The 12,980-nt window shown below is 49.2% G+C and carries 17 protein-coding genes; 15 read left to right on the top strand and 2 right to left on the bottom strand.

Features of this window, described 5'->3' with window-relative positions:
- Window position 1 precedes the first annotated feature (1 nt).
- The 10 genes from ACJJIJ_RS09165 to ACJJIJ_RS09120 all read left to right on the top strand — a co-directional run bounded on the left by ACJJIJ_RS09165 (window position 2) and on the right by ACJJIJ_RS09120 (window position 8,339).
- Complete coding sequence (locus tag ACJJIJ_RS09165) at window positions 2–1,213, top strand: NADH:ubiquinone reductase (Na(+)-transporting) subunit B (protein ID WP_252081954.1); 1,212 nt, start codon at window positions 2–4, stop codon at window positions 1,211–1,213.
- A complete protein-coding gene (locus ACJJIJ_RS09160; RefSeq protein ID WP_252081953.1) occupies window positions 1,206–1,988 on the top strand; it encodes a Na(+)-translocating NADH-quinone reductase subunit C in 783 nt (260 codons plus the stop codon). The genes ACJJIJ_RS09165 and ACJJIJ_RS09160 overlap by 8 nt, the downstream gene beginning before the upstream one ends.
- A 2-nt stretch (window positions 1,989–1,990) precedes the next feature.
- A complete protein-coding gene (locus ACJJIJ_RS09155; RefSeq protein WP_252081952.1) occupies window positions 1,991–2,647 on the top strand; it encodes an NADH:ubiquinone reductase (Na(+)-transporting) subunit D in 657 nt (218 codons plus the stop codon).
- Between the two features lie 3 nt (window positions 2,648–2,650).
- Window positions 2,651–3,259: an NADH:ubiquinone reductase (Na(+)-transporting) subunit E gene (gene nqrE, locus ACJJIJ_RS09150; protein WP_020413086.1), complete on the top strand. Its 609-nt coding sequence runs from the start codon at window positions 2,651–2,653 to the stop codon at window positions 3,257–3,259.
- Between the two features lie 17 nt (window positions 3,260–3,276).
- On the top strand, window positions 3,277–4,500 hold the full coding sequence (gene nqrF / locus ACJJIJ_RS09145) for an NADH:ubiquinone reductase (Na(+)-transporting) subunit F (protein ID WP_252081951.1): 1,224 nt from the start codon (window positions 3,277–3,279) through the stop codon (window positions 4,498–4,500).
- Window positions 4,501–4,514: 14 nt separating this feature from the next.
- The gene (locus ACJJIJ_RS09140) at window positions 4,515–5,573 is read left to right on the top strand and encodes an FAD:protein FMN transferase (RefSeq protein ID WP_444939364.1); all 1,059 of its coding nucleotides are present in this window, start codon (window positions 4,515–4,517) and stop codon (window positions 5,571–5,573) included.
- The gene (gene nqrM / locus ACJJIJ_RS09135; RefSeq protein WP_252081949.1) at window positions 5,573–5,815 is read left to right on the top strand and encodes a (Na+)-NQR maturation NqrM; all 243 of its coding nucleotides are present in this window, start codon (window positions 5,573–5,575) and stop codon (window positions 5,813–5,815) included. Before ACJJIJ_RS09140 ends, nqrM begins: the two co-directional genes overlap by 1 nt.
- A gap of 136 nt (window positions 5,816–5,951) precedes the next feature.
- A complete protein-coding gene (sthA, locus tag ACJJIJ_RS09130) occupies window positions 5,952–7,349 on the top strand; it encodes a Si-specific NAD(P)(+) transhydrogenase (protein WP_252081948.1) in 1,398 nt (465 codons plus the stop codon).
- On the top strand, window positions 7,346–7,810 hold the full coding sequence (locus tag ACJJIJ_RS09125; RefSeq protein ID WP_252081947.1) for a thioesterase family protein: 465 nt from the start codon (window positions 7,346–7,348) through the stop codon (window positions 7,808–7,810). The genes sthA and ACJJIJ_RS09125 overlap by 4 nt, the downstream gene beginning before the upstream one ends.
- Window positions 7,811–7,892: 82 nt before the next feature.
- Window positions 7,893–8,339, top strand: a complete 447-nt coding sequence (locus ACJJIJ_RS09120; protein ID WP_444939363.1) for a GNAT family N-acetyltransferase — start codon at window positions 7,893–7,895, stop codon at window positions 8,337–8,339.
- A gap of 80 nt (window positions 8,340–8,419) precedes the next feature.
- Here the strand turns inward: ACJJIJ_RS09120 and ACJJIJ_RS09115 are convergent, their stop codons facing one another.
- Window positions 8,420–9,400: an integron integrase gene (locus tag ACJJIJ_RS09115; protein WP_444939362.1), complete on the bottom strand. Its 981-nt coding sequence runs from the start codon at window positions 9,398–9,400 to the stop codon at window positions 8,420–8,422.
- A gap of 329 nt (window positions 9,401–9,729) precedes the next feature.
- On the opposite strand from ACJJIJ_RS09115, the gene ACJJIJ_RS09110 reads away from it, so the two are divergent.
- The 5 genes from ACJJIJ_RS09110 (at window position 9,730) to ACJJIJ_RS09090 (ending at window position 11,945) form a co-directional block, all read left to right on the top strand.
- Window positions 9,730–10,101 (top strand): hypothetical protein, encoded by a 372-nt coding sequence (locus ACJJIJ_RS09110; protein ID WP_444939361.1) that lies wholly within the window; start codon window positions 9,730–9,732, stop codon window positions 10,099–10,101.
- 191 nt (window positions 10,102–10,292) lie between these two features.
- Window positions 10,293–10,502, top strand: coding sequence for a hypothetical protein (locus ACJJIJ_RS09105; RefSeq protein WP_444939360.1), 210 nt, complete (start codon window positions 10,293–10,295; stop codon window positions 10,500–10,502).
- A gap of 205 nt (window positions 10,503–10,707) precedes the next feature.
- Window positions 10,708–11,262: a hypothetical protein gene (locus ACJJIJ_RS09100; RefSeq protein WP_444939359.1), complete on the top strand. Its 555-nt coding sequence runs from the start codon at window positions 10,708–10,710 to the stop codon at window positions 11,260–11,262.
- 78 nt (window positions 11,263–11,340) lie between these two features.
- The gene (locus ACJJIJ_RS09095; protein WP_444939358.1) at window positions 11,341–11,556 is read left to right on the top strand and encodes a hypothetical protein; all 216 of its coding nucleotides are present in this window, start codon (window positions 11,341–11,343) and stop codon (window positions 11,554–11,556) included.
- Window positions 11,557–11,669: 113 nt separating this feature from the next.
- The gene (locus ACJJIJ_RS09090) at window positions 11,670–11,945 is read left to right on the top strand and encodes a hypothetical protein (protein WP_444939357.1); all 276 of its coding nucleotides are present in this window, start codon (window positions 11,670–11,672) and stop codon (window positions 11,943–11,945) included.
- A gap of 41 nt (window positions 11,946–11,986) precedes the next feature.
- Here ACJJIJ_RS09090 and ACJJIJ_RS09085 read toward each other — a convergent pair whose 3' ends face one another.
- Window positions 11,987–12,928, bottom strand: a complete 942-nt coding sequence (locus ACJJIJ_RS09085; protein WP_444939356.1) for an IS110 family RNA-guided transposase — start codon at window positions 12,926–12,928, stop codon at window positions 11,987–11,989.
- Window positions 12,929–12,980: the final 52 nt, after the last annotated feature.

Genomic DNA, 12,980 nt, shown 5'->3' with positions numbered 1-12,980 from the left:
TATGTTGCGTAAATTCCTCGATTCCATCGAACCGAAATTCCACAAAGGCGGCAAGTTCGAAAAGTTCTATGCCCTCTTTGAGGCCATTGATACTGGCTTGTTCCAGCCGGCTGATAAAACCAAGACCACCTCTCATGTGCGCGATGGTATCGACCTGAAGCGTATTATGATCACCGTGTGGGCTTGTGCGATGATCCCTGCCTTCTACGGTATGTGGAATATCGGTTTCCAGGCCAACACTATTCTGGAAGGTATGACCAATCCGGATCTGTCCGGCTGGCGTCACGCCATTATTGGTGCTCTGACCTCCTATAACCCTGCGAGCCTGTGGGACAACTTTGTCTACGGAGCCATGTACTTCCTGCCGATTTATGCGGTCACCTTTATTGTGGGTGGTATCTGGGAAGTGTTGTTCGCCGCTGTGCGCGGTCACGAAGTGAACGAAGGTTTCTTCGTAACCTCCATCCTGTTTGCCTTAACCTGTCCGCCGGATCTGCCTCTGTGGATGGTGGCTATGGGCATCAGCTTCGGTGTGGTGATTGGTAAGGAAGTGTTCGGTGGTACCGGCAAAAACTTCCTCAACCCGGCACTTACCGGTCGTGCGTTCGTATTCTTCGCCTATCCGGCAGCGATGTCTGGCGATGCAGTTTGGACTGCGGTTGACGGTTACACCGGCGCTACCGCGCTGTCTGTCATGGCCAGCGAAGGTATCCAGAACGGTATCGTGAATGCTGCGGTTGGCCAGGTAACCTGGTTCGACGCTTTCTTCGGCAAGATACATGGTTCCATCGGTGAAACTTCTACCCTGGCTATCCTGATTGCCGGTGTAATTCTGATGGGCATGAAGATCGCCAGCTGGCGCATCGTAGCCGGCACTCTGCTGGGTATGATGGCCACCGCATTTATGTTCAACATGATCGGTTCCGAAACCAACCCGATGTTCCAGGTACCCTGGTACTGGCACTTGGTGGTGGGCGGTTTTGCTTTCGGCCTGATCTTTATGACCACTGACCCGGTTTCCGCTGCTATGACCAACACTGGTCGCTGGTGGTACGGCATTCTGATCGGGGTGATGGTTGTCCTGATTCGTGTAGTGAACCCGGCCTTCCCGGAAGGCATGATGCTGGCGATCTTGTTCGCTAACCTGTTCGCTCCGCTGTTTGACCACTTTGTGGTGCAGTCCAATATCAAACGGAGGTTGGCACGTGGCTAATAAAGATTCCGTAACCGGTACTCTGATTGTCGCGCTGGTAATGTGCCTGGTGTGCTCTGTGGTGGTTTCCACTGCGGCGGTAATGCTGAAGCCTGCCCAGCAGGCGAATGCCGAGCTGGACATGAAGCGTAACGTACTGATGGCTGGTGGCCTGCTGAAGGACTCTCGCGCTAACAAAGCGGAAGTAGAGAAAGCCTTCGCCGATGTGAAGATCAAATACGTTGATCTGAACACCGGTAAGTTCACCGATGAAGCGCCGGCTGGCGGCAGCGGTCGCGCTGCTTCCAAGATTCCCTCTGCCAGTGAGAGACTGCCGGCAGACGAGGACACCGCCAAGATTATCCGTCGGGAAAACATTAAAGAGGTTTACCTGGTAGAGAAAGACGGCCAACTGGACAAGATCATTCTGCCTGTCCGTGGCTACGGACTTTGGGGTACCTTGTACGGCTTCCTCGCGCTGGAGAGCAACCTAGACACCGTAGCGGGCCTCGGCTTCTACGAGCACAAGGAAACTCCCGGACTGGGTGGCGAAGTGGACAACCCTAACTGGAAAGCCCAGTGGGTTGGTAAGCAAGTCTTCAACAAGCAAGGCGACGTAGATATCGCTGTGATCAAAGGCCAGGTTAACCCCAACAGCCCGAATGCGATTCACGAAGTAGACGGCCTGTCCGGTGCAACTCTGACCAGTAAGGGCGTTAGCAACCTGGTGAACTTCTGGCTGGGTAACCAAGGTTATGGTCCCTTCCTGAAAAACCTGAAAGCAGGGGAGGCATAAGCATGAAAATCAAAGAGACTCTGCTAGAGCCGATTTTTAACAACAACCCGATCGCACTGCAGATCTTGGGCATCTGTTCCGCACTGGCTGTAACCAGCTCGCTGCAGGTAACCCTGGTAATGTGTATCGCTCTGACCTCGGTTGTGGCCTGTTCCAACGTTGCGGTATCTCTGATCCGCAACCAGATCCCGAACAGTATCCGCATCATCGTTCAGATGACCGTGATTGCCTCATTGGTAATCCTGGTGGACCAGTTGATCAAGGCATTGGCATACGACATCTCCAAGCAGTTGTCCGTATTCGTTGGCCTGATCATTACCAACTGTATCGTAATGGGTCGTGCGGAAGCCTTCGCTATGAAGAACCCGCCGCTGCCCAGCTTCTTCGATGGTCTCGGTAACGGTCTGGGCTACAGCGTTATCCTGATTGGTCTCGCGGTAATCCGTGAACTGTTCGGCGCTGGCAAACTGTTCGGTGTGGACATCCTGACCACCGTGAGCAACGGCGGCTGGTATATCCCCAACGGCCTGCTGTTATTGCCGCCCAGTGCATTCTTCCTGATCGGCCTGTTCATCTGGGCAATCCGCGCCTGGAAGCCTGCCCAGGTTGAGCAAGACGAGTTCAAGATTGCGCCTAATTCCCAAGCGCAGGAGGCCTAATCCATGGAACATTATATTTCTTTGATTATCCGCGCCGTTTTCGTTGAAAACATGGCGTTGGCCTTCTTCCTCGGTATGTGTACCTTTCTGGCCGTATCGAAGAAGATCGAAGCTGCGATTGGCCTGGGTGTTGCGGTTATCGTGGTACTGACTCTGACAGTACCGGTGAACAACCTGATTTACACCTACCTGCTGAAAGACGGTGCACTGGCCTGGGCCGGTTACCCCGATGTGGACTTGAGCTTCCTCGGCCTGCTGTCCTACATCGGCGTAATTGCGGCACTGGTACAGATCCTGGAGATGTTCCTGGATAAATATGTACCAGCGCTCTACAACGCCCTGGGTGTATTCCTGCCGCTGATCACCGTGAACTGCGCCATCATGGGTGCCTCCCTGTTCATGGTTGAGCGCGAATACGCGTTCGGTGAGAGTGTTGCCTACGGTTTCGGTGCCGGCCTCGGTTGGGCACTGGCGATTACCGCTCTGGCCGGTATTCGTGAAAAGCTGAAGTACAGTGACGTTCCGGATGGCCTGAAAGGTCTGGGCATCACCTTCGTAACCGTTGGTCTGATGTCCCTGGGCTTCATGTCCTTCGGCGGCATCGATATCTAAGCGGGGAAAACAATAGAATGAGTATTGAAATTATCCTCGGCGTAGCGATGTTTACCGTCATCGTACTGGCGCTGGTGGCGGTGATCCTTGCGGCCCGCTCGCGCCTGGTAAACACCGGCAACGTCAACATTTTGGTTAACGGTGAGAAGACTCTCACCGTGCCAGCCGGCGGCAAGCTGCTGCAAACCCTGGCTGCCAATAACCTGTTCCTGGCCTCCGCCTGCGGTGGCGGCGGCAGTTGTGCGCAGTGTGTGTGTAAAGTGACTGCCGGCGGTGGCGATATGCTGCCGACTGAAGCGGCTCACTTCACCCCGCGCGATGCAAAAGAAGGCAAGCGTCTTTCCTGTCAGGTTGCGGTTAAGCAGGACATGGAAATCGAAGTGCCGGAAGAGGTGTTCGGAGTGAAGCAGTGGGAGTGCACTGTGGAATCCAACCCCAACGTTGCCACCTTCATTAAGGAGCTGACCTTGCGTCTGCCCGAAGGCGAAAACGTTGACTTCCGTGCAGGTGGTTATGTACAGCTGGAGGCCCCAGCTCACCACGTTAAATTTGCCGACTTCGAAGTAGAAGACCAGTACCGCGGTGACTGGGAGCACTTTGGCTTCTTCAAGCTGGAGTCCAAGGTCACCGAGCCTGTGGTTCGCGCCTACTCCATGGCTAACTACCCGGAAGAAAAAGGTGTTGTTAAGTTCAACATCCGTATCGCGACTCCGCCACCCCGTACCGAGGGTATCCCCCCGGGTCAGATGTCTTCCTACGTGTTCAGCCTGAAGCCGGGTGACAAGATCAAGGTGTACGGCCCCTTCGGTGAGTTCTTCGCCAAGGAAACCGACAACGAGATGGTGTTTATCGGTGGTGGTGCCGGTATGGCGCCGATGCGTTCACACATCTTCGACCAGCTCAAGCGTCTGAATTCCAAGCGCAAGATCAGCTTCTGGTACGGCGCGCGTTCTCTGCGCGAGATGTTCTACGAAGATGACTACAACGGTCTGGCTGCTGAGTTTGATAACTTCAAGTGGCATGTGGCTTTGTCTGATCCGCAGCCGGAGGACAACTGGACGGGTTACACCGGTTTCATTCACAACGTGGTGTATGAAAACTACCTGAAGGACCACCCGGCTCCGGAAGACTGTGAGTACTACATGTGTGGACCACCCATGATGAACGCCGCAGTAATCAGCATGCTCAAAGACTTGGGCGTAGAGGATGAAAATATCCTCCTTGATGACTTCGGTGGTTAAACGGAGAGCTTAGTTTGCTAAACGCAATCAAAGCCCCGATAAAAGCAAAAACAGGGCCCGTTCTTCCGGCCCTGTTTTTGCTTTGGGCAACTGTAATTTTCACTGCCTGTACTCCGGCAGCGGAAAACTGGCAGCTTAGTGGCCGCACCATGGGGACCACTTATCACATCACGGTTGTCGATGTACCGCAAAGCGTAAAGCGTAGCGAGCTGCAAGCGTTAATTGACGATGAGCTGCAGCAGGTCAACCAGGAGATGTCCACCTATATCGAGGACTCGGAGTTGATGCGTTTCAACCGCGGTCCTGTAGGTGAGGCCATCCCGGTCAGTGAGCCGCTGGTAGATATTGTGGCGCTGTCCCTGGATATTTATCGACGCAGTCAGGGTGCCTTCGAGGTTACCGTTGGCCCACTGGTTAACTTGTGGGGATTTGGTCCCCAACCAGAGCCTGAGAAAATTCCCTCCGATGCGGAGATAGCTGGCCTGCAAAAGGTAGTCGGCTCCGATGCACTTAAAGTGACCCGTAAACCGGATACGATCACTCGTCAGAGACCAGTAGAAATTGACCTTTCGGCTATCGCCAAGGGGCACGGCGTCGACCGGGTTGCACTGTTGCTGGAGCAACAGGGAATTCGCAACTACTTGGTCGAAATCGGCGGTGAACTGCGTACCCTGGGTGTGAATCCAAAAGGTAGGATCTGGATAATTGGTATTGAAGCACCTGACTCATTCGGCCAGATGGTTCAACAGCCCATTGGTGTTAGTGGTAAGGCGGTGGCTACCAGTGGTGATTACCGGAATTACTATGAACGCGATGGAGTGCGCTATGCACACAGTATTGACCCCCGCACTGGTCGACCGTTACAGCACAAGCTGGCCTCGGTAACCGTGCTGGCAGATACCTGTGCTGAAGCAGATGGCCTTGCTACCGCTCTCAATGTACTTGGGGCTGAAGAAGGGTTGGCTTTGGCCGAACGTGAAAACCTGGCTGTTTTCATGCTGGTAAAAACTGATAAGGGTTTCGAGGAGCGCTATAGCCGCGCCTTCGCACCCTACTTAGAGAGGTCTGAGTAATGACAATATTTATCTTTGCATTTATTGCCATGCTGTTAGTAGTTGCCGGAATGGCACTCGGCGCCATGGTGCAAAATAAGCCACTAAAAGGCTCCTGTGGAGGCCTGAATAATATCGGCATGAAGCAGGACTGCACCATTTGTGGTGGCAACGACGATGAGTGCGAAAAAGAGCAAGAGCGTAAGCGTCAGCAAAAGGTTGCCGCTGAAGACCTCGCTTACGACGCGACTAAGCGCAAGTAAGCAATCTCTCCCAAGCCCGTAATTAACGGGCTTGTTGTTTTATATCATTGGCACCTTCTGTGCTGATTTTAGTATTGAGTGTGAGGCATTCTTAAATCTCATACTCCGTTTTGGAAAAATAGAATTAGAGCTATAGATGGCAGAGCAAAAGTTTGACTTGGTTGTAATTGGTTCTGGTCCCGCTGGTGAGGCCGCCGCAATGAGCGCCGCGAAAAAAGGCATGCGTGTCGCAGTGATTGAAAAACGCCAAGTAGTTGGCGGTAACTGTACCCATAAGGGCACCATTCCCTCCAAAGCTCTGCGCCACTCTGTCAAACAATTAATGCGTTATAACACTCAGAGTGTTTTTCGTGCTTTGGGTGAACCGCGCCGCCTAACCTTCCCTCAGGTGATGCAAACAGTCAATAAAGTGATTTCCTATCAAGTGGAAATGCACACCTCTTTTTATGCGCGTAATCGGGTTGAGCTAATCGTTGGGGCGGCAAATTTCCGTGATGCGAATAGTGTAGAAGTACAGCTGCCCGATGGCGCCACAGAAATTGTCACCGCGAAAAAATTTATTATTGCCACGGGTTCCCGTCCATATCGTCCCGCAGATGTGGACTTTGATCACGAGCGTGTCTACGACAGCGATATGATTCTGGATATGCAGCATACGCCGCATTCCATCATGATCTACGGCGCCGGCGTGATTGGCTGTGAATACGCTTCTATTTTCGCTGGTCTTGGTATCAAGGTAGATTTGATCAATACCCGCAGCAGCCTGTTGGAATTTCTGGATGATGAGATCTCTGATGCCTTGAGTTACCACTTGCGCGATATGGGCGTTACCGTTCGTCACCAGGAGGAGTATGCGCGTGTGCTCCCCAATGATCAGGGCGTGATTATGGAAATGCAATCAGGTAAGCGTATCCATGCAGACGCACTGCTCTGGTGCAATGGTCGTACAGGTAATACCAGCTCCCTGGGTCTGGAAAATGTCGGCCTCGAAGCGAATCACCGCGGCCAGTTAAGCGTAGATGATCATTACTGCACGGAAGTGGATAATATCTTTGCAGTGGGTGATGTTATTGGTTGGCCCAGCCTTGCCAGTGCCTCCTATGACCAGGGTAGGGCGGTAGCAGCAGCTATTGCCGGCCGCGGGCACCGTGTAATCGAGGATGCGCCCACTGGTATTTATACCCTGCCGGAAATTTCCTCAGTAGGAAAAACAGAATCCGAACTGACAGCCGCCAAGGTACCCTATGAGGTGGGGCGCGCGCTCTTTAAACACACTGCACGCGCACAGATCTCTGGTGAGCGCGTGGGCATGCTCAAGATCCTGTTCCATATTGAAACCCGTGAAATTCTCGGCATTCACTGTTTTGGTGCCGAAGCGGCAGAGATTGTGCATATTGGTCAGGCTATCATGAAGCAGCCCTCGCCAAATAACACCATCGATTATTTCGTTAACACCACATTTAACTACCCCACCATGGCAGAGGCCTACCGTAGTGCCGCACTGGATGGTCTCAACCGGGTTGCAAGATTATGACAGAGCCCTCTCCCCATGAATTTCAGGAGTTGGTAAAGGGATTTTTTGAAAAGATTCCTTTTAATCAGCAGATTGGCCTTGAAATGCGCTCCCTAGACCTAGAGGCACTTACTCTCTCCGCGGGCTTTCAACAACGTCCGGAGTTGATAGGTAACGTATGGACGAATATTTTGCACGGCGGCGTAATTGCCACCGCTCTGGATACCGTCGGTGGCCTTACCGCAATGGTTGCTGCATATCAGCGCATGGGGGATCTGCACTGGAAAGAAAAAGCCGATCGCCTTTCTAAGCTGGGTACGGTAGATATGCGCGTGGATTATTTAAAGCCCGGAAGGGGGGAGCATTTTCTCTGTGAAGGCTCGATTCTACGCACGGGCAATAAACTCGTGGTTGCGCGTATGGAGTTGAGTAATGACCGGGAAGAATTAATTGCTACTGGGACTGCGACATTTCTCTACTGATGCCCCCTTGGATTAGCTGCAAGAACTGACTTGCAGCTAATTTGGTAAGCTGAAATGCTTTTGTAAATTGCGAGGGGACATTGTGAAAATATTACGATGTGAAAGCCATCATCTACCTGAGGTGGTTCAATTATTTGATGAATACAGGGTATATTGTGGCTATAAATCGGACTTAATTGGAACTGAGACTTTTCTGGGCAGCTTGATTGACAGTCAGGCTTCCACGCTTTTTATAGCAATAGATTCCGAGTGTTCTGAGGTAATGGGTTTTGTGAATCTTTATCCCAGCTTTTCTTCCCTTGCTCTCACACGCCTGTGGATTTTAAATGACTTAGGGGTGTCAAGCCGCTTTAGGGGTAGGGGCGTTTCTAAAAAGTTGATCCAGGCTGCGATAGATTTTGCAAAAGAAACTAAGGCCATTCGTATTGAACTTAAAACAGAGAAAAGAAACAATCGCGCACGTCAATTATATCAGTCTTTAGGTTTTGAGATTGACTGTGAAAATATTTACTACAGAGTACCCTGTTAAAAAGCAACGGGTCTTTTAGCAAAGAGTGAGAAAAGGACTTAAAACTCAGCCGTTTTTAGAGGTCATGACTGGGGTTCAATCTAATCTAATGGACTGCTAATCCCGCGTTCATGTACACCAATCACGTGGGTATAGATCATCGTAGTATTTATATCATTGTGACCAAGAAGCTCTTGAATATTACGAATGTCTGCACCCGATCTTAATAGGTTGGTAGCGAATGAATGCCTGAAGGTGTGACAGCTGGCTTTTTTTCGTATACCCAAGCTCGAAATAGCCCTGGCAACTGCACGCCTTATCTGTTGTTCTCCAATATGATGCCTTCGTATGATATTGCTACGAGGATCGAGAGAGCACTCTCTAGCAGGAAATATATATTGCCAAACGGGGTTGGTGGCAGCCTTTGGGAACTTTCTGGCTAGTGCAAATGGGAGATAGACCTCGCCATATCCTTCAACGAGATCCTGCTGGTGGAGCGAGAGGGCATAGCGAATTTGGGCCCTTAAAGGTTCAATAATAGATTTAGGTAGTAGGGTCCTTCTCCACCTTTCACCTTTGGCTTCACGTACGAATAAGCACTGCTCTGTAAAATCAATGTCTTTCACCCGAAGCCGCACCGCTTCCATGACCCTAAGACCGGAACCGTACATCAAAGATGCAGTAAGCTTTGCCGGGCCAGTAAGCTGACCCAAAATATCTGTCGCCTCCACATGGCTGAAAACCACTGGCAGCCGCCTGGGGCGGTGGCTGCTGTGAAATTTAAGCTCACCTAGTTCAAGACCCATAAACTGCTTGTATAAAAATACGACTGCATTCAAAGCCGTTTTCTGGGTATTGATTGATACGGATCGGTTCGTTGCCAAATGACTGAGCCAGTTATTCACTTCAGCCTTGCCTAACACTTCTGGGTGGCGCATCTGGTTAAAGCGAATGAAGTCTTTAATCCAATAGCAATAGGTTTGCTCGGTTTTGTATGCCAAATACTTTGATCGCATAAAAGTTCGCAATCGATCCATAAATCGAGAGGAGCTTTTGGGGATCGGTATAGGAATGTCATCCATTTAAACACACCTAACTCTGGTTATATATACAGTTTTACAAAAAACATGACCAGATGCGAGCTGGAATTTCGGTCATCGTGACCGTTATTTTGATAGGTTTAGCAAATGTGCTCAAAAAATAATTAAATACAATGAGTTACGTAAAGTGGTATATTTAGGGATAGTGGTCGCAGTGACCATATTTCCATATTGCACCTTCGTATCATTTTTGTATAACTATATGATTTTAAAGTGATTCAAAGGGGGCTGTCGTGGGATTGCCTCTGAAATAGTAATCAGGATAATAGTGGTCATGATGATCACTATATAAATGTTAGGCAATAACCAGTATGAAATTATTGTGGTTGCTGATACTTCTTGTCTTTTCAATTGCAGTTTGTGCTGAAAACTTCGACGCACGAATTCTGTTTGCTGAAGCGGCTATGCAATCTGAAGAGGGAAAGAAGTACGAGAAATTGGTGCGGGAAAGTGCGTGGGACGCCGATAGAGAGTGCTTTCAAGCTTCAACAAAAATTAGAGCAACCTCAGGATACTATCAGCTAGTTGCTACTATAGATCTGGACGGCAAGGCTAAAATGGTTGAGGTGCGCCCCATAAACCATTATTCATCGTGCGTGGCTATCTGGTTTGCGAATAACAGGTTTCCAAACCCACCACGAGATAGTTGGCCCATTCGCTTGGAGGTAAATATCCAGCCATAGTGGGTGATTCATGCCTAACAATCACAGGCAGTTTGCTACGGCCCTTCGGGTCTCCGCGGGACGGCTTACCTTGTGCACCTTCGCGCGGGTCGCTTCGCTCCCATTTTCGCGCAAAAGGCGCACAAGGTAAGCCGCCCCTGCTGTGGGCGTTAGCAATATGAGTGAAACGAAGTTTCTTTGCGTTGAGTGATATGGACAGAGTTGAGAAAATAAAAAATTACTGCTGTATCGGCCTATTTTCTTCTGTAGAGGAAGCTGAGAGTGGTGATGAAATTATTGTTAAATTCACCAGTTCATTCCAAGGAGATTCAGCCTGGTACATTGAGGTTCCAGAAAGAGTGATTGGCGGAGGGAATCTCATCTCGTACTGCCCTTGGTGTGGTACTAAGCTCCCTAAGTAACCTTATGGCGCTGGAGGTACCGCAGAGTGAGTGCCACCAAGTTACTAACAATCACAGGCAGTAAAGCTCCGGGCCTTCGGCCCTCCGCGGGTCGTCTTACCTTGTGCACCATTGCGCTGGTCGCTACGCTCCCATTTTCGCGCAAAAGGCGCACAAGGTAAGCCGACCCTGCTGTGGGCGTTAGCTGTTCAGATCGAGTAAAACTATGGAAACTTGGCAAGCAATATTGGTGGCGTTTGGCGGCAACGCAGTGCTTATAGCGGTTTTAGCGTGGCTTGCGAAGTCGCTCATTACTGAATGGCTTAAAAGAGGCGGAGTTGATAGGCAGATCATATATTCAAAGCTGCATGAAAAAAGAACTGAAGCTGTTTCTGCTATATACGTTGGGCTGATCAAATACGTTTCCCTGTGTAAGTCCTTCATTCTGTCAGCTCCCCATGTAGATGAGGAAGAGCGGCAGGAGCTGTTATCCCAACTCACTGATGGTTCTGGAGAGTTTCGCGATATTTTCCAATCAAATAAGCTCTATCTGAGTAAGAACCTATGTGATCAAATAGAACAAGCTTTTAAGGATACTCAGATGCCATCTTATAAATATATTTTTGCCTTGGGAGCGTATTCAAGTGGTGGCCTCAGTGAAAGTCAGCATGAGGAAGAATGGGCTAAAGCATATAAGTCGTTCAGCGAACAAGTTCCGGTTCTTTTGGAAAGCCTAGAAAATGAATTTAGAGCATTACTACGGTCCGAAAAATACAGCTAACAAAAAGCTGCACCCGACTCCGGCGCTATCGCGCCTCCGCGGGTGAGCTTGGCGTTATACATTTAGAGAGATTAATATTTGAAAAATAACGTAGAGTCATTGTCAGGAAAGGCATTAAAATCAAAGTTTAAAAAACTGAAGCGCAAGAAAATTCTTAACGATCTAGGGTTAACTCTAATAATTATTTTCTTGTTGCTTGGTATGATTGTGTTTGTTGTGCATGGGCAATGGTTTCTTGTCGGCTCTCTAGCAATATTATTTTTCATTTTTTCAATTGGTACGGTCGGTGATTAACTTGACGCAAGAAAAGTATAACAAGTACAAGCAGGTTGCTACGGGCCTTTGGCCCTTCGCGGGACGGCCTACGCTACGCTCCAGCCGCCCCTGTTGTAGTCGTTAGTGTCATTATGGAGAATGCGAAGTTCAGAAAAGAATTGATAGTTGCTCTTGATCAGGACGGGAATCCAATATTGGTTCTCGACGATTGGGAACATCGTGATTACATAGAAGATGTCCTGTGTGAGCACTTCGACATTGAGTATGAATACACAGTCGAAGATGAAGTCTCAGGAAAATACACGCTTTACTTCGGTACTAAGGTGGGCGTAACCAATCTTCAAGGTGCAATAAAAGAAATCAATCACCATCACTCATCAAAAATAGAGCTATATAACGTCGTATGAGCAAACACTTAACAAAGTGACTATGGTCCTTTGTCAAGTATTTAAGCCATTTTCTCATCCCAGTAAGTGTTGTTTTTTACCATCGTATTTAGAATGGTAAGTTGCTTCCTCATACATGCGATAAGGGCTACTTTCTTTGGTTTACCAGCAGCGACCAGGCGCTCATACATTGGCTTTAATTTAGGGTGGCATTGTATTGCCGACATCATAGAAACAAACAAAACCGTGCGTACACGATGTCGCCCACCTCGAATATAGCGCTTACCCTGGAAGCTGCCGCTATCACGATTCATCGGGGCGATACCCACAAGTGCCGCAATCTCTTTGCGGTTCAGCTTGCCCAGCTCAGGAAGTTCGCTCATTAGTGTGTAAGCCAGTACATTGCCGACTCCTTTAGCGCTTAATAAGAGATCGCGTTTTTGTCGCCACTCGGCAACGCTGTTAACAAGTTTATCCAGTTGCTTATCGACTCCTTCTAGCTCTTTTTTGATGGCCTTTAAGATAGCCTGAATGGGCTTGTGAACAGACTTAGGCATTCTCTTGAGGCGATTCTTTTGCATTGTGCTCATTTCTAAGCACTGGTTCCTGACCGTCAGCAAATCACTGATATTTCTGAGTTTTTCAGGTTTGATCGATGACAATCTTGGCTTCATTGCTTCACCAAAATGTGCGATATCAATTGCATCCAGCTTATCTGTTTTTGCGAGCCGCCCCGCTGACTTTGCAAAGTTTCTTACTTGTGAAGGATTGCAAACAACTATCGGCAGTCCCGCTTTATGAGCAGCACAGACAAATTCTAATTCTAGCCTTCCTGTGGACTCGATCAATACTCTTTCAGGTTTAAGAGGTTGTAGTTGTTTAATGGCATCCTTAATACCATTTTTATCATTGGTAACACTAAAGAATTGGCCAGTAGGTCTCACATAAATATCGAGTTGTTTACTGCTGGTATCGATACCGACATTGATCTCTTGAGGTTCCATAAGATAAGCTATCTCCGCCTTGCTATTCGGGCTCGAGGCCCACATGACTATA

The organism is Microbulbifer mixtoriginis (SeqCode) (assembly GCF_052467945.1).
The sequence above is the reverse complement of the archived record's forward strand: the minus strand, read 5'-3'. Positions and strand labels throughout refer to the sequence as shown.